The organism is Streptomyces sp. NPDC005784 (assembly GCF_042871525.1).
Taxonomy (GTDB): Bacteria; Actinomycetota; Actinomycetes; order Streptomycetales; family Streptomycetaceae; genus Streptomyces.
The window spans coordinates 33,194-51,023 of sequence record NZ_JBIAIQ010000031.1; the positions used below are offsets into that span (position 1 = coordinate 33,194).

Below are 17,830 nucleotides of genomic sequence, written 5' to 3' on the forward strand. Positions count from 1 at the left end.
GCCATGACACGACGAACCGACTGGGCCGAGTACGCCTACCCCCTCGCCCCCGGGGGGACGGGGAAGGGGTACGGCGGGGGAGCCGGCGGCCCGGCCGGAGACGGGGAAAGGTCGTACGGCGGTGCCGGGGGGTACGGCGGTCCGCCGTACGGCACCGACGACGGGCTCTACGGAGCCGACGGTTTCCACGGCGCCGGTCCGGACGACGGTGATCCGGACGGGAGCGGTTCGACGGGCGGTGACGCGCGGTGGGGTGACGGCCTGCCGGGCGGTCACGGTTCGCCGGACGCGGCCTCCCGGCGTGATGGACGCGGTGAGGGCGGACCGCGTGGTGGACGAGGTCGTCGAAGGCGTGGCGGTTTCGGTGAGCCGTCCGGCGACCCGCAGGACGGAGGCACCCCCTCCTCGTCGAGGGCCGAGAAGGGGGAGTCCCCGGGGGACCCGGCTGAGCGGGCGCGCGCGATCTGTCTGCGCCTGCTCACCGGGACCCCGCGCACGCGAAAGCAACTGGCGGACGCGTTGCGCAAGCGCGAGATCCCGGACGACGTGGCGGACGAGGTGCTGTCACGGTTCGAGGAGGTCGGGCTGATCAACGACAGCGCCTTCGCGGACGCATGGGTCGAGTCCCGCCACCATGGCCGGGGGCTGGCCCGACGGGCGCTCGTCCAGGAGCTGCGGACCAAGGGCGTGGAATCGACGCTGATCGACGAGGCCGTCGGACAGCTCGACTCCGAGCAGGAGGAGGCGACCGCGCGTGAGCTCGTCGCCCGCAAGTTGCGCTCCACACGCGGACTCGACCGCGACAAGCGACTGAGACGTCTCGCGGGCATGCTCGCCCGCAAGGGCTACCCCCAGGGAATGGCCCTGCGCGTGGTCCGCCGGGCCCTGGAGGAAGAGGGCGAGGACACGGAAGGTCTCGGGGACGAGGGGTTCTGATCCCGCGGGCTTAGCTGTGAGCGATCCCGCGGGTCTCCGTCCGAGGACGGTTCCTCCAGCTCGCGGTCGCTGTCGGCTCGACCGGTCGCTGGTGCAGCACCGACTTGAACGGTCACCCCGTGCACGATCCGACCCGACAGGTCCCCGGCGTGCCTGCTGACTTGATCGCGGCCACCCGTGCAAGCACCGACTTGATCGGCACCCGTGCACGGTCCGACCGGTCACTGGCGCGCTTGCTGACTTGATCGCGGCCACCCGTGCAATTACCGACTCGATCCCGGCCGGCTTCGCCCCAGCCGGCTCGATCGGTCATTCGTGCACGAGCCGGTGAGCTTCTTCCGCGCGGGCGAGTGGCGGTCAGCTCTCCAGGGCGGCGGCTGTCACCGGGAGGCCGGCGCTCTTCCACGCCTGGAAGCCGCCGACCAGATCGGTGGCCCGGTGCAGTCCCAGTCGGCGCAGGGAATCAGCGGCGAGGCTGGAGGCGTACCCCTCGTTGCAGAACACCACGATCCGCAGGTCATGGCTCGTGGCCTCCGGGGCGCGGTGGCTGCCCGTGGGGTCGAGCCGCCACTCCAGTTCGTTGCGCTCGATGACGAGCGCGCCGGGGATCAGTCCGTCGCGTTCGCGCAGGGCGGCGTACCGGGTGTCGACCAGAAGCGCTTCGCCACTGCGTACGGCCGTGAACGCCTCCTCGGCCTCCACCCGGTCCAGGCCCGCGCGGACCTGCTCCAGCAACGCGTCGATGCCCACGGGCGGCCGGGTGCTCACTGCCAGTCCTCCGGACGTTCGACGTGCTCCAGGCGCAGGATCTGGCCCGTACGGCTGTAGCGGCGGATCTGCGGGAGCGGCGGGTAGTAGGCGTGGACCGAGATCGCGTGCTCCTCGGTGGACTCGTTGAGTACCTCGTGCACGTGATGGCGGCCGAAGCCGCGGCCGGTACCCGCGGGCAGCTTCCGCTGCCGGTCGATCTCCTCGGTGAGTTCCAGGGTCTTCCAGCCGTCGGCGGGCAGCCGGGCGGCGAGCGAGTTCTCCTTGAGTTCGCCCGACGCGGTGAGGAAGGCGCCCACCGATTCGGCGTGGTCGTGCCAGCCGGTTCCGCTGCCGGGTGGCCAGCCGATGAGCCAGGCCTCGCTGCCGCCGGGGCCTTCGAGCCGCGCCCAGGTGCGGCCCTCGGGGTCGAGGGGGAGCGAGGCGATCAGCTCGGCATCGGCGGCCGTACGGCGTACGAAGGCGAGCAGGTCGGCCTGGGTGGGGGTACGGGGTGCAGCGGAGACAGCGGAGACAGCGGAGACAGCGGCATCAGCGGGAACGGCTGAAGGCGTGGAGACAGAGGGTGACAGAGACACTGGGACCGTCCTGAGAGTTCGCGAGACGAGCGCGCGGCGGCACGACAGTGGCGCGCGCGGGACTTTGAGGATGCGAAGTCAGAGGGACGGACGACACACGCAGCCCGCATAGCGGACGAGGTCCATATGGACCCTCCGCCACAGGCGCACACAGGTGTCGGTCACGATCCGGAGTACACCATGGTGGCGCAGACCGGTCAACTCACCGTCACTATTTGGACCATGGAAGCCCTAGGAGCTGGGAAACCCCAGGTCGGACGGTTACCGAGCGTTCAACTGCGGCCCACTGTCGCTCAGCTCCGGCCCACTGTCGTTCAGGGCCTGCCCGCCGTCGCCTCCGCGGCGGCCTCCGCCTCCGACTCCGCCTGTGCCTGCGCCGGTCCGCCGAGGGTCGCCTCGGCCGCCTCGTACAGGTCGGCCGGGCGGACCCCGCCGAGCGCGGTGACCAGGTGCCCGTCGGGGCGCACCAGGAGCACGGTGTGCGCCGCCGCACCCGGGTAGCCCTCCGCGACGAGCAGTTCGGCGGGGTGCGGCAGCGCGGTCACGGCGGCGGCGAGCCGGGGCATGATGCCGGCCGTCACCCAGTGCTTGCGCTCCCACACCCCCGTACCCGGAGCGATCAGCACGACGAGCAGGACACCGCGCCCGAGCCGCTCCCGCAGCGGAACGAACGAGCCGTCCTCCGCGGTCACCCGCACATCGACGACCGGTGCGCCGGGCTCGGTGTCGACGGGGGCGTGCGACTCGGCGGGCGGAGGCATGAGCGGGGAGTCGGCGTACGCCCCCGGCGCGCCCAGCGGGCCGCGGCCGAGGTGGCCGTCCGTGAGCAACGCGTCGTGGCCGCGGGCGGACCCGGGGACGTAGGCGCGCAGCCCGCCGCCGCTCCGCAGCAGGGGCAGTGCCTGGTCGGCGGCGCGCAGCCGGGCGGCGACCACGGCGCGCCGCTCCGCCTGGTAACTGTCGAGGAGTGTCTTGTGCGGGCCGTGATGCCAGGCCAGTCCCAGCTTCCAGGCGAGATTGTCGGCGTCCCGCAGTCCTTCGTCCAGGCCCTGGGTGCCGAGGGCGCCGAGCAGATGGGCCGCGTCCCCGGCGAGGAAGACCCGGCCGACGCGCCAGCGGCGGGCGAGCCGGTGGTGGACGGTGTGGACTCCGGTGTCGAGCAGTTCGTACGCGGGTGTGGTGCCCCCGCTCCAGGCTCCGAGGGTCTCCCGGATGCGCGCCACCAGCAGATCGGGCGTGACCAGGTCCTTGCCCGGGGGCAACAGCCAGTCCAGCCGCCACACGTCCTCGGCGAGCGGGCGCGCGCTCACCTCGCCCGCGGAGGGGCCGGAGGTCCGCCACGGTGTCATCCGGTGCAGCAACGCCTCGCCGGGCCAGGGAAGTTCCGTGCGCAGGGCCGCCACGGCGTGCCGCTCGACGGCGGTACGGCCGGGGAAGCGGATGTCCTGGAGCTTGCGCACCGTCGAGCGTGGTCCGTCGCAGCCGACCAGGTAACTGCCCCGCCACCAGGTGCCGTTGGGGCCCCGGGTGTGCGCCGTGATGCCGGAGGCGTCCTGCTCGACGGAGTCGAGGCGGCTGTGCACGGCGACCTTGATGAGCCGCTCGTGGATGATGGCCTCACGCAGGGCGCCGGTCAGCGCGTGCTGGGCGATGTGCAGCGGGGCGGTGAACTCCTCAACGTCCGCCGGGCCTTCCGCGCCCCGGGACGGACCGGTGCCGCGTGGGGCGACGGCCCCCCGAGGACCCTCGCCCCACGCGGTCTCGGCGCCCAGGGAATCGGCGGTGCCGTTCGTGCCCTCCGCGCTCCCGGAATCCTCCTCGCCGAAAGCGATCTCGCGCATCACCTGCTTGCGCCGCATCGACCGCCATCCGGCCCAACGGAAGCCCGCGTCGTCGAGGGGGAGACCGGTCAGCCGCTCGACGAGCGCGACCGTGTCCTCGCGCAGCACCACGGTCCGCGCGAGCCGCAGTTCGTCCTTGCCGGGGCCCTCGTCGAGGACCACGGAGGGGACCTCCTGGCGGGCCAGCGCAAGGGCGAGCGTGAGCCCCACGGGCCCCGCACCGACGATGATCACCGGGTCCACGGCGCGGTGCCCCCTGCACGGAGCTGTGTCCTGAGGGACGTACGGGAACAGGCAGGTGGAGCGGGGTGCACGATCACAGAACGTATGCAACCCATTGCCGCTGCTTGCGTCAAGTGACGGGGGCAGCGGCGATCATGCCACTGGCCCCGCCGGTCACACTGGTCGACTGTTCTTCGGACGATTCGTCAGACCGCGACCCTATTCGCCGCCCCCACCCGCTCCCGTCGCCGCCGTACCTGCGATCGACGCGTCGTTCGCCGAGAGCACCGCGCCGGTCGTCTTCTTGCCTCGGCGCAGCCTGCCCTCCAGCCAGGAGGCGAAGCTGGTGATCGTGAAGTTCAGGACGATGAAGATGACGGCGACCACGATGAAGCTCGGGACGACGTTGGCGTAGTTGGCCGCGAGCGTGCTGCGCGAGGTGAGGAGTTCCCCGTAGCCGATCATCACGCCGCCCAGCGCGGTGTCCTTCACGATGACGACGAGCTGGCCGACGATCGCCGGGAGCATCACGGTGACCGACTGCGGCAGCAGGATGCTGGTCATCGTCTGGCCCTTGCGCAGGCCGATCGCGTACGCGGCCTCGGTCTGTCCCTTGGGGAGCGCGAGGATGCCCGCCCGTACGACCTCGGCGAGGACCGAGGAGTTGTAGAGCACCAGACCGGTGACGACCGCGTAGAACGGGCGGTCCTCGCTCGCGATGTTCGCGGACTTGGCGTAGAGCTCGTTCGCGAACAGCATCAGCAGCAGGACCGGGATCGACCGGAAGAACTCGACCACGGCACCTGCCGGAACGCACACCCAGCGGTGGTCGGACAGGCGCGCGATGCCGAAGACGGCGCCCAGGGGGAGGGCGATCACCATGCTGAGCGCGGCGGCCTTCAGTGTGCCGAGAAGACCCGGCCACAGATACGTGCTCCAGGCGTCCGCCGTGGTGAACGGTTCCCACAGGGACCATTTCAGCTGGCCCTTGTCGTCCATCGCCGTCCAGACCCACCACAGGAGAAGGGCGAGCAGGACGACGAAGAGCACCGAGAGGAGCACATTGCGGCGCTTGGCGCGGGGGCCGGGGGCGTCGTAGAGAACGGAGGTCATCGCTTCACCGCCAGTCGCTTGCCCAGCCAGCCCGTGAGGAGGCCGGTGGGCAGGGTCAGGACCACGAACCCGAAGGCGAAGACCGCGGCGATGAGGACCGTCTGGGCCTCGTTCTCGATCATCGTCTTCATCAGGGTGGCGGCCTCCGCCACGCCGATGGCGGCGGCCACGGTCGTGTTCTTGGTCAGCGCGATCAGCACGTTCGCCAGCGGGACGATGACCGAACGGAACGCCTGCGGCAGCACGACGAGCCGGAGGGTCTGGCTGAAGCTCAGCCCGATCGCGCGGGCCGCCTCGGCCTGCCCGACCGGAACGGTGTTGATGCCGGAGCGCAGCGCCTCGCAGACGAAGGCCGCGTGATAGCCGACGAGACTGAGCACCGCGAGCCGGAAGCCCTGGAGCTTGAAGTCGTCGGAGGCGCCCATCGTCACACCGAAGATGTCCGCGAGGCCGAGCGAACTGAAGACGATGATGACCGTCAGGGGGATGTTCCGGACGATGTTCACGTAGGCGGTGCCGAAGCCGCGCATGAGCGGGACCGGGCTGACCCGCATCGCGGCCAGCAGGGTGCCCAGGACCAGGGAGCCGAGGGCGGAGATGACGGTGAGTTTCACCGTCATCCAGAACGCCCCCAGGACGTCATAACCTTGAAGAAAGTCGAACACGATCTCCCGCGCTTCCGGGTGGTGGCGTACGTGACGGACGGGGTGGCCGCGGTGTGCCGCCGCCGTGATCGCGGCGGGCGGCGGCACACCTGCACAACCCCTCGGGAACCGCGGATTCCCGCGCCCGAGGGTTCCTGCGTGACCCGGTGATCCCCTGCGTTACTCGACGGCAGTCAAGTCCCTTGTGCTACTTGACGATCACGCCGATCTTCGGGGCCGGCTCGTTCTTGTAGCCGGCGGGGGCGAAGTTCTTCTCGACCGCCTTCTGCCAGGAGCCGTCGCTCACCATCTTCTCCAGCGCGGCGTTGATCTTGTTCACCGTCGCGGTGTCGCCCTTCTTGACGCCGATGCCGTAGTTCTCGTTGCTCAGCTTGAGACCGGCGAGCTTGAACTGACCCTTGTACTTGTCCTGTGCGGCGAAGCCCGCGAGGATCGAGTCGTCGGTGGTCACCGCGTCCACAGCGCCGCTCTGCAGGCCCGCGATGCACTCCGAGTAGCCGCTGTACTCGCGCAGGTTGGCCTTCGGAGCGATCGTCTTCTGGACGTTCTGCGCCGAGGTGGAACCGGTCACGGAGCAGAGCTTCTTGCCGTTGAGGTCCGTGCCCTTGGAGATGTTCGAGCCGGTCTTGACGAGCAGGTCCTGGTGGGCCAGCAGGTACGGGCCGGCGAAGTCGACCTTCTGCTTGCGCTCGTCGGTGATCGAGTAGGTGGCCGCGATGAACTTGACGTCGCCGCGGGCGAGCGCGTTCTCGCGGTCGGCGCTCTTGGTCTGGATGAACTCGATCTGGCTGGGCTTGTATCCGAGCTGCTTGGCCACGTAGGTCGCGACGTCCACGTCGAAACCGGCGAAGGATCCGTCCGGCTGCTGCAGGCCGAGACCGGGCTGGTCGAACTTGATGCCGACCTTGATCTTGCCGCCGCCCGAGGGCGAGGACCCGCTGTCGTTCTTGTCGCTCGAACCGCACGCGGTGGCGGTCACGGCGAGCGCGAGTACGGCGGCCGAGACGGCGGCTGCCTTGCGGAGCTTCATGGTGAACATCCTTCGAGTAAGGGTGAAGTACGGGCCGTCGACGGGCGGTGACGTGAGTGGTCCCCCGCGCGTGGGGACGTCAGGATCCCCACGCGCGGGGACATCAGTGGTGCAGGATCTTCGAGAGGAAGTCCTTGGCACGGTCGCTGCGCGGATTGCTGAAGAACTGGTCCGGCACAGCCTCTTCGACGATGCGGCCGTCGGCCATGAAGACGACTCGGTTGGCAGCCGAACGAGCGAAGCCCATCTCATGGGTGACGACGATCATCGTCATGCCGTCCCGGGCGAGCTGCTGCATGACTTCGAGGACCTCGTTGATCATCTCGGGGTCCAGTGCGGAGGTCGGCTCGTCGAAGAGCATGACCTTGGGGTCCATCGCCAACGCCCGCGCGATGGCGACGCGTTGTTGCTGGCCGCCCGACAACTGCGCCGGGTACTTGTCCGCCTGCGAACCGACGCCGACGCGGTCGAGCAGCCCGCGGGCCTTCTCCTCCGCCGCCTGCTTGCCGGTCTTGCGGACCTTGATCTGCCCCAGCATCACGTTCTCGAGCACGGTCTTGTGCGCGAAGAGGTTGAAGGACTGGAAGACCATGCCCACATCGGCCCGGAGCCGGGCGAGCCCCTTGCCCTCCTCGGGCAGCGGCTTGCCGTCGATCCAGATGTCACCCGAATCGATCGTCTCCAGGCGGTTGATGGTGCGGCACAGGGTGGACTTCCCGGACCCGGAGGGCCCGATGACCACGACGACCTCGCCACGGGTGATCGTCAGGTCGATGTCCTGGAGCACGTGCAACGCGCCGAAGTGCTTGTTGACGCTCTTCAGGACGACCAGTTCGTCGGTCGCGGCCATGGCGTCCTTGGCCACCGATACTTCGGTCATCGCTTTTGGGCTCCGTCCTCCTCGGTTTCGGAGGACAGTAGTGACGCCGCATGACCAGCGTCATTACATCTGAGGGGAACTTGAGCATCACGATCCGGTAGCAATCGGACACGTGTCGTAGCAGTCCGTACAGACGCGCGTACCGGCTGGGTAACGGAAGCCCCGAGCAACCCGGAGCCCCTTGACGCCGTCCTTGTCCATCGGCGTGACTTCCTTGGTGCACGCGCAGTGTGCACCAAGCTCCATAAAAGAGATCGTACGACCGATGAACCGGAGGGGGTCGGAATGAGACTGCTCCTCGTCGAGGACGACAATCACGTCGCCGCCGCCCTGTCCGCGGTGCTGGCACGGCACGGCTTCGACGTCACCCACGCCCGCAGTGGCGAGGAGGCCCTGCGGGCACTGGTCCCGGAGAGCGACGGCTTCAGTGTCGTCCTGCTCGACCTCGGACTGCCCGACCAGGACGGCTACGAGGTCTGCGGCAAGATCCGCAAGCGGACCGCCACGCCGGTGATCATGGTCACCGCGCGCGCGGACGTACGGTCCCGCATCCACGGCCTCAACCTCGGCGCCGACGACTACGTGGTGAAGCCCTACGACACCGGGGAACTGCTCGCCCGGATCCACGCCGTCGCCCGGCGCACCGCCCACGACGACGCCTCGTCCCCCGGCGAGACCCTGCTGCTTCTCGGCCCGGTACGCATCGAACTCCCCAACCGCCAGGTCACCGTGGACGGTTCGACGGTCCAGCTGACCCGCAAGGAGTTCGATCTGCTCGCGCTGCTCGCCCAGCGCCCCGGCGTCGTGTTCCGCCGGGAGCAGATCATCAGCGAGGTCTGGCGCACCAGTTGGGAAGGAACCGGGCGCACCCTGGAGGTGCATGTCGCCTCGCTCCGCTCCAAGCTGCGGATGCCGGCGCTGATCGAGACCGTACGCGGCGTTGGGTACCGGCTCGTCGCCCCGGCTTCGTAGCGGGCACGGGTGCGCACACGTCTTCTCCCGCTGCTCATCGTCCTGATGGCGGCCGTGCTGCTCGCGCTCGGCGTCCCGCTCGCGGTGAGCGTCGCGGCGGCGCAGCAGCAGCGCGTGGTCGTCGACCGCATCGACGACACAGCGCGCTTCGCTGCCCTCGCCCAGTACGTCACCGAGCCTCCGAGCCGCTCCCAGGGGGGCTTCCCGGACGAACGCGGCGAGACCCTGCGCACCGAACTCGCCCGCTACTACGAGGTGTACGGCATCCGGGCCGGCGTCTTCTACCGCAACGACAAGCCCATGGCCAACGCGCCGGAGACCTGGCTCCTGCCCAGGACCGGCGTGGCCCGCGACGCCTTCAGCGAGGCGCTCGTCAGCCGCCGCAGCCACGACCCCGAACAGGTCTGGCCCTGGCAGCACCACCGTCTCGTCGTCGCCTCCCCGGTCATCAGGGACGGCGACGTCATCGGCGTCGTCGTCACCGACTCGCCCACCGGGCAGATGCGCTCCAAGACCCTGCACGGCTGGCTGATCATCGGCGCCGGCGAGATCGCCGCGATGCTCCTCGCGCTCGGCGCCGCGCTGCGCCTCACCGGCTGGGTGCTCAAGCCTGTGCGTGTTCTCGACGCCACCACTCACGACATCGCGACCGGCCGTCTGAAGTCCCGGGTCGCGCCTGCCGGCGGACCGCCCGAACTCCAGCGCCTGGCACGGTCGTTCAACGAGATGGCGGACAACGTCGAGGACGTGCTGGAACAACAGCGTGCCTTCGTCGCCGACGCCTCGCACCAACTGCGCAACCCGCTCTCGGCGTTGCTGCTGCGCATCGAGCTGCTCGCCCTCGAACTCCCCGAGGGCAACGAGGAGATCGCCTCGGTCCGCACCGAGGGCAAGCGCCTCACCCAGGTGCTGGACGACCTGCTCGACCTGGCGCTCGCCGAGCACGCCGAGGCCGATGTGCGTCTCACCGACATCGGCGCGCTGGCCGCCGAGCGCGTGGCGTCCTGGCAGCCGGTCGCCGAGAGCAGGGGCGTACGGCTGGCGGGGAACTGTCCGCCCACCACCGCGTGGGCCGACCCCGTCACGCTGTCCAGCGCCCTGGACGCGGTGATCGACAACGCGGTCAAGTTCACGCCCGAGGGGGAGAGCGTCGAGGTGACGGTCGCTTCGAACGGCGAGTCCTCGACCGTCGTGGTCACCGACGGCGGCCCCGGCCTCGGCGACGATGACCTGGCCCGCATCGGCGACCGCTTCTGGCGCAGCGCGGTCCACCAGAACGTCAAGGGCTCGGGCCTCGGCCTGTCCATCTCGCGGGCCCTGCTCGCCGCGGGCGGCGGCTCCATCGCGTACGACCACCACGAGCCGCACGGCCTGCGGGTGACGGTGACGGTACCGAGGTCGGGGCCGGTGACCTGACAGATCGCGGGGGGCGCTGCACGGGGCGGCCCTCGCCGGAACCGGGTGGCAGCGCGGCTTCAGCGGCTGGCGGAGCTGTTTCTTCTGTGGCCGGTGGCGGCGCGGCTTCTGCGGTCGGCGGAGCTGCTTCTCTGCAGCCAGTGGCACCGCGGCTCAGTGGCCCTCGGCGCCGCGGTACCGCTACGGCTTGATCGACCGGTAGTAGCGGCGCGCGCCCTCGTGCAGGGGCAGCGGGTCCGTGTAGATCGCCGTGCGCAGGTCCACCAGCTGGGCCGCGTGCACCAACTCGCCGATGTGGTCGCGGCTGGCAATCACGGTGCGGGTGAGCTCCTCGGTGAGCTTCGGGTCCGCGTCCTCCCGGGTGATCAGGAAGTTGGCCACGGCCAGCGTCTGCACCGAGGAGCCGCGCTGCGCCTCGGGATAGGCGTCGGCCGGCATCACCGCGGACCGGTAGTAGCGGGAGGCGCCGCCCTGCTCGTGCAGCTTCTCGACGAGGTCGCTGCCGATCGGCACCAGCCGGATGTCGTTGGTCCTTGAGAGCTCCTGAACGGCGTTGGTCGGCAGGCCGCCCGACCAGAAGAAGGCGTCGATCTTGTGGTGCTCGAGCAGGCTGGGCATGTCCGCGATGCCGTCGGGGAGGGGCTTGATGTCCGTGTCGGGGTCGAGACCCGCCGCCTGGAGCACATGGTCCGCGATCAACCGCACCCCGGAACCGCCCGGTCCGACGGCGACCCTCTTGCCCTTCAGGTCCGCCACGGACCGCACCGGCGAGGAGCGCAGGACCACCAGGTGCACATAGTCGTCGTAGAGCCGCGAGCAGCCGCGCAGCCGGCCCGCTCCCGGCTTGTTCTGCAGGATGTACGTCTCCACGGCGTCGGCCGCCGCGATGGTGAAGTCGGCCTCGCCCGTGGCCACCCGCCGGACGTTCTGCTGAGATCCGTCGCTGCTCACCAGCTTCACGTTCAGGTGGGGCATGTCCTTGGCGATGGCGCCCTGGAGGAGCTTGCCGTACATCTGGTAGACCCCGGTCCGGGTGCCCGTACTGAAGGTGATCGTCCCGCTCGGGGATTCCTCGCCCAGCGGCAGCAGCCACCACAGCAGCAGCCCGACCACCGCGAGGACGGCCGTCGAGCCGAACAGCGCGCGGCGCCGGCCGATACGGGGGAGTGCCTGGAACATGCGCGCGATCCTGCCAGCCCCGGGCGGTCCTGGCCAGGGCCGGTCCCACGAAGGGGTTCCGGCGGATCGGTAGGCTCGCCGAATGCAGTCGTCCTCCCCGTCGCAGATCCCGCCGCCCGCTTCTCCGGTAGCTCCCGGCTCCCCGGTACCTTCCCCGGCTTCCCCGGCTTCCCTGGTCCGTGAGTTCCATCTCGCCTTCGGTCTCGAAGTCCGCGCCGCCCCGACGGAGGTCTCCCCGGAGCTCGCCGCACACCGCGGTGAGCTGCTGGCCGAGGAGGCGGCCGAGGTCGCCGAGGTCTCGGTCGACGGCCCGCTCGACCGGCTGGCGCACGAGCTCGCCGACGTCGTGTACGTGGCGTACGGCACGGCCCTCGTCCACGGGATCGACCTCGACGCGGTGATCGCCGAGATCCACCGGGCCAACATGACGAAGCTGGGCCCCGACGGGCACGTGACCCGCAGGGCCGACGGGAAGGTACTCAAGGGCGAGCACTACCGGGCACCGGACGTGTCGGAGGTGCTGCGGCGGCAGGGGTGGCGCGCGCCCGACGCGTAACACCCGGGGGCGCCCCGACGGGGGAGGCTGCACGTCCGCCGCCACCGTCGGGGACCCACCAGCGACGACCAGGAGATCGCATGAACGAGCCGGCCGAACTCGATCTGCCCGTCGAGGGCGGAACCCTCCGTGTCCTGCGGTTCGGCAGGGGGCCGCGGATCGCTCTCGCGGCGCACGGCATCACCGCGTCCGGGATGTCCTTTCGTGCCATGGCCCGTCAACTCCCCGAAGGGTGGAGCCTGTTCGCGCCCGACCTGCGAGGCCGCGGCGGCAGCGCGGGCACCCCGGGCCCGTACGGCCTCGACCGGCACGCCCTGGATCTGTGCCGCCTGGCGGAGGCCCTGGGCGCGGGCGGTCCGGTCGCCCTGACCGGGCACTCGATGGGCGCGTACGCCGCGCTGCGCGCGGCCGCGCGCCGGCCCGGGCTGTTCGACCGGCTGCTGCTCGTCGACGGCGGACTGCCACTGCCCGTGCCGCCCGGCGCCGACCTCGACGCGATCCTCGACGACACCCTCGGCCCCGCGCTGGCCCGCCTCAGCCGGACGTACGAGACCGACCGGGCCTACGTCGACTTCTTCCGCGCGCATCCGGCGCTCGGCCCCCACTGGAACGCGGACATCGAGACGTACGTGCGCTACGACGTCACAGGGCCCCGGGGCGCCCGGCGTTCGAAGGCGCGCGAGGAGGCCGTGCGGCACGACGGGCGCGATCTGCTGACGTCCGCCGACCTGTTCGCCGCCGACCTCACAGGGCTCCGCGTCCCGGCGCTGCTGCTGCACGCGCCGCTCGGACTGCTCGGCCAGGAGCCGCCCATGCTGCAGGCGTCCGTCGTCGAACGCTGGACCGGCCGGTCCGGGAGCCTCCCCGCCGAGCTGCTGGACGGCTCCAACCACTACACGATCCTGCTCGGAACGGCCGCGAGGACGGTCGCGGAGCGGTTCGTCGGACTGGGCGAGTGATCAGCCACATTTCGCACACCGGGTGCCGGAGGCCGCACGTCGCGTGACGGGCGACGGGCCGCGTTCGGCGGCGGCGGCGGGTGCACGGGCTCCGACGTCCGGACGTACTCCGGGCACCGCCTACCCTTGTCACATGAGCAGCGGCGACCGGAGTCAGGCAGTGGACGTTCAGGAATCCAAGACGTACGAAGTGCGCACCTACGGGTGTCAGATGAACGTCCATGACTCCGAACGGCTCTCCGGGCTGCTCGAAGAGGCCGGTTACGTGCGGGCGTCCGAGGGCTCGGACGGCGACGCGGACGTCGTCGTCTTCAACACCTGCGCCGTACGCGAGAACGCCGACAACAAGCTCTACGGCAACCTCGGCCGCCTGGCCCCGATGAAGACGAAGCGCCCCGGCATGCAGATCGCCGTCGGCGGCTGCCTCGCCCAGAAGGACCGCGACACCATCGTGAAGCGGGCGCCCTGGGTGGACGTCGTCTTCGGCACGCACAACATCGGCAAGCTGCCCGTCCTCCTGGAGCGCGCCCGCGTCCAGGAGGAGGCGCAGATCGAGATCGCCGAGTCCCTGGAGGCCTTCCCCTCCACGCTGCCGACCCGCCGCGAGAGCGCGTACGCCGCCTGGGTGTCGATCTCCGTCGGCTGCAACAACACCTGCACCTTCTGCATCGTCCCGGCGCTGCGCGGCAAGGAGAAGGACCGCAGGACCGGCGACATCCTGGCCGAGATCGAGGCCCTGGTCGGCGAGGGCGTCTCCGAGATCACCCTCCTCGGCCAGAACGTCAACGCGTACGGCAGCGACATCGGCGACCGTGAGGCCTTCAGCAAGCTGCTGCGGGCCTGCGGGCGGATCGAGGGGCTGGAGCGCGTCCGCTTCACCTCGCCGCACCCGCGCGACTTCACCGACGACGTGATCTCCGCCATGGCGGAGACGCCGAACGTGATGCCGCAGCTGCACATGCCGATGCAGTCCGGATCGGACACCGTCCTGAAGGCGATGCGCCGCTCGTACCGCCAGGAGCGCTTCCTCGGGATCATCGAGAACGTCCGGGCCGCCATCCCGGACGCGGCGATCACCACCGACATCATCGTGGGCTTCCCCGGTGAGACGGAGGAGGACTTCGAGCAGACCCTGCACGCGGTCCGCGAGGCCCGCTTCTCGGCGGCCTTCACGTTCCAGTACTCCAAGCGCCCCGGCACCCCGGCGGCCACCATGGAGGGGCAGATCCCCAAGGAGGTCGTCCAGGCGCGCTACGAGCGTCTCGTCGCCCTCCAGGAGGAGATCTCCTGGGACGAGAACAAGAAGCAGGTCGGCCGCGTCCTGGAGCTGATGGTCGCCGAGGGCGAGGGCCGCAAGGACGGCGCCACCCACCGTCTGTCCGGCCGCGCCCCCGACAACCGGCTGGTCCACTTCACGAAGCCCGACGAAGAGGTCCGCCCCGGCGACGTGGTCACCGTCGAGATCACGTACGCCGCCCCGCACCACCTGCTCGCCGAGGGCGCCGTCCTGGACGTGCGCCGTACGCGCGCGGGGGACGCCTGGGAGAAGCGCAACGCCGCCGAGACCGCCAAGCCGGCGGGCGTCATGCTGGGCCTGCCGAAGATCGGCGCCCCGGAGCCGTTGCCGGTCGCCGCGGGCAGCGGCTGCGGCTGCGACTGACGGGTCGGGACGCCGCCGCGGGCAGCGGCAGCGGCTGCGACCGACGGGTCGGGACGGCAGCGGGACGCCGGACGCCCGCAGGGCGGGCAGTGGCGTGTTCACGCCCGCCCGTCCGTGGAAACGGGGTGGGAACAGGGCAGATCGTCGGTGGGCGGCGTTACGCTGCGGCTCATGCTTGTAGCCGCCGCAGTCTGCCCCTGCCCTCCGCTGCTCGTCCCCGACGTCGCCGTCGGCGCGGCACCCGAATTGGACGCCGCGCGGGCGGCCTGCACGGACGCGCTGGGTGTGCTCGCCGCCTCCCGTCCCGACCTGCTGGTGGTCGTCGGCCCCGCCGAGGAGAGCGGCCGCGGACCGCATCCGGAGGGCACACGCGGCTCCTTCAGCGGCTTCGGGGTCGACCTCGACGTATGTCTCGGTCGCCCGGACGCGGCGCGCGCCAACCCCGACGGGGCGAGCGTGAACCCCGACGCGGCCGGGGCGAGTGCCGATGCCTCGGAACGCGAACTGCCGACCTCCCTCGCCGTCGCCGCCTGGCTGCTGGGGCGCACCGGCTGGTCCGACGCCCCGGTGGAGGGGCTCGGAGTCGGGGAGTCCCTGGAGACCGAGCGGTGCATCCAGGCCGGGGAGCACATCGGCGGGCGGGCCGGACGGGTGGCCGTGCTGGTGATGGGTGACGCCAGCGCGTGCAGGACGCTCAAGGCGCCGGGCTATCTCGACGAGCGAGCGGCGGACTTCGACGCGGAGGCCGCGCGGGCGCTCGGGGCGGCGGACGTCGCAGCCCTCAAGGCGCTGGACACCTCCCTGGCGTACGAGCTGAAGGCCGCGGGGCGGGCCCCCTGGCAGGTCCTCGCGGGCGCGGCCGAGGGCGCCGGGCTCGGCGGCGCCCTGCTCTACGACGATGCTCCGTACGGGGTGGGATACCTGGTGGCGGCCTGGTCGTAGGAGCCGGAGCCGGTGCTGGTGCCGGAGCCGCGACGAGAACGTCACGGCGCCTTGGGCCGTACGGGCGTGATGTGCGGCCGGCGTGCGCCCCACGCACTCGCCGCCGGCTCCCGGGGACGGACGCGCCGACGCGCCGTCAGCCGCACCGGCCCCGGACACCGCGTCAGCCGTCGCCGCCCGGACGAGCCGTCAGCCGTGTAAAGGCCCGGACGAGCGGTCGGCGACGGGGGCCCGGTGGAACGGTCGGCGACGGGGGCCCCGTCGAGCGGTCAGCCATGGGGGTCCGGACACGGCGGACGGCCAGGGCGGCCCGGACACGGCGGACGGCCGGAAGCAGTCTGAGCGCTTCGCGGCCGTCCGTCGACGTGCGGGTTGTTCAGGACGTCTGAGGCGGGGTCGGCATGTCCGGCGGGCTCGCGGCTCCGCCGCCGTCCTTGTGTGCGAGGCGGTCCATGGCGTCCTTCGCCTTGCCCGTGCCCGTCTGGATCTTGTCGCTGTACTTGTGCTTGGTCTTCTCGTCGACCACCTTCGCGGCCTTGTCGAGGCCGTGAGCGACCTTGTGCCCGTGCTGCTGCGCGAGCCCGGAGACCTTGTCCTTGGCGGGCTCCAGCTTGGCTTTCAGATTGTCCATCAGACCCATGGTTCGCCTTCCCTCTCGGGACAATTACGTGCGGGAGCCCTTGCCGGCCTCGTTGTCGGCGGCCTGCTCGGCGGTCTGCTGCTTGGGGATGTCGACGTCCTCGGTGGTGGCGGCCCCGGCGGTCCCCGCCGTCGCCACGCCCTCGTTCTCGGACGACCCCTGCGCCTCGGACGACCCCTGCGCCTCGGACGACCCCTGCGCCTCGGACGACCCCTGCGCCTCCACCGCCACCGACACCTCCGCCTCGGCGGCGGCCGGCTGCGCGGCGGCCCGCACCTCTGCGGGCGCCTCCTCCGTAGCCTTTGACCTCCGGAGAAGCCGTTCAAAAACGCTCATATCCGCTCCATACGTTACTCGTGAGGGCGAAATTCCGCGTTGCCCGGTGAGTCTCATTGCGTCACCCGGATCACCGGTTCTCGAAACCGGCGGCTGGAACCTCGCAAGAGGGAACGAACCCGGACCCCTGGCGTCACGTAGCTCGTTGGAGGAGAGGTCCCCGGGTTTGCGAGACTGGGACCGTGAGTAGCGCACCCCCCGCCCCCCGGGTCATCGCCGTCGTCGGACCGACCGCGGCAGGAAAGTCCGATCTGGGCGTCTTCCTCGCCAGACACCTCGGAGGCGAGGTGGTCAACGCCGACTCGATGCAGTTGTACCGAGGGATGGACATCGGCACCGCCAAGCTGACGCCCGACGAGCGCGGCGGCATCCCGCACCACCTCCTGGACGTCTGGGACGTGACGGTCACGGCCAGCGTCGCCGAGTACCAGCGGCTCGCCCGCGCCCGCATCGACGCGCTGCTCGCCGAGGGGCGCTGGCCGATCCTGGTGGGCGGCTCCGGACTCTACGTCCGCGGGGCCGTCGACAAGATGGAGTTCCCCGGCACCGACCCCGAGGTGCGCGCCCGCCTGGAGGAGGAGCTGACTCTGCGCGGTTCCGGAGCGCTGCACGCGCGGCTCGCCATGGCCGACCCCGGCGCCGCCCAGGCGATCCTGCCCAGCAACGGCCGTCGTATCGTCCGCGCGCTCGAAGTCATCGAGATCACCGGCAAGCCCTTCACTGCCAATCTGCCCGGCCACGACTCCGTGTACGACACCCTCCAGATCGGTGTCGACGTGGCGCGTCCCGAGCTCGACGAGCGCATCGCGCGCCGGGTGGACCGGATGTGGGAGGCCGGGCTCGTGGACGAAGTACGCACTCTGGAGGCGCACGGCCTGCGCGCGGGGCGCACAGCGTCACGCGCGCTCGGGTATCAGCAGGTCCTCGCGTCGCTCGCCGGGGAGTGCACCGAGGACGAGGCCCGCGCCGAGACCGTTCGCGCCACCAAGCGCTTCGCGCGCCGTCAGGATTCATGGTTCCGGCGCGACCCCAGGGTGCATTGGCTAAGTGGGGCTGCGGCGGACCTCACGGAACTCCCGGAACTCGCACTGGCGTTGGTCGAACGACCGGTCACAGCCTGATCACGTCATGGCATCG

The 17,830-nt window shown here is 70.9% G+C and carries 19 protein-coding genes; 8 read left to right on the plus strand and 11 right to left on the minus strand.

Translation table 11 applies throughout. From position 1 onward, the window contains the following. Positions 1-3: 3 nt before the first annotated feature. Positions 4-936 (plus strand): recombination regulator RecX, encoded by a 933-nt coding sequence (recX, locus tag ACFYR3_RS34230; protein ID WP_356784429.1) that lies wholly within the window; start codon positions 4-6, stop codon positions 934-936. Positions 937-1,293: 357 nt separating this feature from the next. On the opposite strand, the gene ACFYR3_RS34235 is transcribed toward recX, so the two are convergent. The 8 genes from ACFYR3_RS34235 to ACFYR3_RS34270 all read right to left on the minus strand — a co-directional run bounded on the left by ACFYR3_RS34235 (position 1,294) and on the right by ACFYR3_RS34270 (position 8,033). Further along, a complete protein-coding gene (locus ACFYR3_RS34235; RefSeq protein ID WP_356784431.1) occupies positions 1,294-1,704 on the minus strand; it encodes a rhodanese-like domain-containing protein in 411 nt (136 codons plus the stop codon). Beyond that, positions 1,701-2,174: a cysteine dioxygenase gene (locus tag ACFYR3_RS34240; RefSeq protein WP_389285857.1), complete on the minus strand. Its 474-nt coding sequence runs from the start codon at positions 2,172-2,174 to the stop codon at positions 1,701-1,703. Before ACFYR3_RS34240 ends, ACFYR3_RS34235 begins: the two co-directional genes overlap by 4 nt. Before the next feature lie 186 nt (positions 2,175-2,360). Further along, the gene (locus ACFYR3_RS34245; RefSeq protein ID WP_355850280.1) at positions 2,361-2,447 is read right to left on the minus strand and encodes a putative leader peptide; all 87 of its coding nucleotides are present in this window, start codon (positions 2,445-2,447) and stop codon (positions 2,361-2,363) included. 149 nt (positions 2,448-2,596) lie between these two features. Further along, complete coding sequence (locus tag ACFYR3_RS34250) at positions 2,597-4,366, minus strand: FAD-dependent monooxygenase (protein WP_355850143.1); 1,770 nt, start codon at positions 4,364-4,366, stop codon at positions 2,597-2,599. A 198-nt stretch (positions 4,367-4,564) separates the two neighbouring features. Next, positions 4,565-5,458 (minus strand): amino acid ABC transporter permease, encoded by an 894-nt coding sequence (locus tag ACFYR3_RS34255; protein ID WP_389285809.1) that lies wholly within the window; start codon positions 5,456-5,458, stop codon positions 4,565-4,567. Further along, positions 5,455-6,123: an amino acid ABC transporter permease gene (locus ACFYR3_RS34260; RefSeq protein WP_355850283.1), complete on the minus strand. Its 669-nt coding sequence runs from the start codon at positions 6,121-6,123 to the stop codon at positions 5,455-5,457. Before ACFYR3_RS34260 ends, ACFYR3_RS34255 begins: the two co-directional genes overlap by 4 nt. Positions 6,124-6,310: 187 nt before the next feature. Next, the gene (locus ACFYR3_RS34265) at positions 6,311-7,153 is read right to left on the minus strand and encodes a glutamate ABC transporter substrate-binding protein (protein ID WP_355850149.1); all 843 of its coding nucleotides are present in this window, start codon (positions 7,151-7,153) and stop codon (positions 6,311-6,313) included. Positions 7,154-7,256: 103 nt separating this feature from the next. Then, positions 7,257-8,033, minus strand: coding sequence for an amino acid ABC transporter ATP-binding protein (locus tag ACFYR3_RS34270; RefSeq protein WP_355850153.1), 777 nt, complete (start codon positions 8,031-8,033; stop codon positions 7,257-7,259). A 285-nt stretch (positions 8,034-8,318) separates the two neighbouring features. Here ACFYR3_RS34270 and ACFYR3_RS34275 point away from each other — a divergent pair, with 285 nt between their 5' ends. Together ACFYR3_RS34275 and ACFYR3_RS34280 are read left to right on the plus strand one after the other, a co-directional pair. Further along, on the plus strand, positions 8,319-9,005 hold the full coding sequence (locus tag ACFYR3_RS34275; RefSeq protein ID WP_355850156.1) for a response regulator transcription factor: 687 nt from the start codon (positions 8,319-8,321) through the stop codon (positions 9,003-9,005). A gap of 9 nt (positions 9,006-9,014) precedes the next feature. Continuing rightward, positions 9,015-10,421, plus strand: a complete 1,407-nt coding sequence (locus ACFYR3_RS34280; protein ID WP_355850159.1) for a HAMP domain-containing sensor histidine kinase — start codon at positions 9,015-9,017, stop codon at positions 10,419-10,421. Positions 10,422-10,601: 180 nt separating this feature from the next. Here the strand turns inward: ACFYR3_RS34280 and ACFYR3_RS34285 are convergent, their stop codons facing one another. Then, positions 10,602-11,600, minus strand: a complete 999-nt coding sequence (locus ACFYR3_RS34285) for a TAXI family TRAP transporter solute-binding subunit (RefSeq protein ID WP_355850162.1) — start codon at positions 11,598-11,600, stop codon at positions 10,602-10,604. Between the two features lie 82 nt (positions 11,601-11,682). Here ACFYR3_RS34285 and ACFYR3_RS34290 point away from each other — a divergent pair, with 82 nt between their 5' ends. The 4 genes from ACFYR3_RS34290 (at position 11,683) to ACFYR3_RS34305 (ending at position 15,717) form a co-directional block, all read left to right on the plus strand. Next, positions 11,683-12,156: a MazG nucleotide pyrophosphohydrolase domain-containing protein gene (locus ACFYR3_RS34290; RefSeq protein ID WP_355850165.1), complete on the plus strand. Its 474-nt coding sequence runs from the start codon at positions 11,683-11,685 to the stop codon at positions 12,154-12,156. Between the two features lie 80 nt (positions 12,157-12,236). Further along, positions 12,237-13,115 (plus strand): alpha/beta fold hydrolase, encoded by an 879-nt coding sequence (locus ACFYR3_RS34295; RefSeq protein WP_355850168.1) that lies wholly within the window; start codon positions 12,237-12,239, stop codon positions 13,113-13,115. Between the two features lie 133 nt (positions 13,116-13,248). Then, the gene (gene miaB / locus ACFYR3_RS34300) at positions 13,249-14,775 is read left to right on the plus strand and encodes a tRNA (N6-isopentenyl adenosine(37)-C2)-methylthiotransferase MiaB (protein WP_355850171.1); all 1,527 of its coding nucleotides are present in this window, start codon (positions 13,249-13,251) and stop codon (positions 14,773-14,775) included. A 171-nt stretch (positions 14,776-14,946) separates the two neighbouring features. Next, positions 14,947-15,717: a class III extradiol dioxygenase subunit B-like domain-containing protein gene (locus ACFYR3_RS34305; protein WP_389285813.1), complete on the plus strand. Its 771-nt coding sequence runs from the start codon at positions 14,947-14,949 to the stop codon at positions 15,715-15,717. Between the two features lie 376 nt (positions 15,718-16,093). Here the strand turns inward: ACFYR3_RS34305 and ACFYR3_RS34310 are convergent, their stop codons facing one another. Further along, on the minus strand, positions 16,094-16,357 hold the full coding sequence (locus ACFYR3_RS34310; RefSeq protein WP_355850177.1) for an antitoxin: 264 nt from the start codon (positions 16,355-16,357) through the stop codon (positions 16,094-16,096). 24 nt (positions 16,358-16,381) lie between these two features. Further along, on the minus strand, positions 16,382-16,693 hold the full coding sequence (locus tag ACFYR3_RS34315) for a hypothetical protein (protein WP_389285815.1): 312 nt from the start codon (positions 16,691-16,693) through the stop codon (positions 16,382-16,384). Positions 16,694-16,875: 182 nt separating this feature from the next. On the opposite strand from ACFYR3_RS34315, the gene miaA reads away from it, so the two are divergent. After that, positions 16,876-17,814 (plus strand): tRNA (adenosine(37)-N6)-dimethylallyltransferase MiaA, encoded by a 939-nt coding sequence (miaA, locus tag ACFYR3_RS34320; protein WP_355850183.1) that lies wholly within the window; start codon positions 16,876-16,878, stop codon positions 17,812-17,814. Positions 17,815-17,830: the final 16 nt, after the last annotated feature.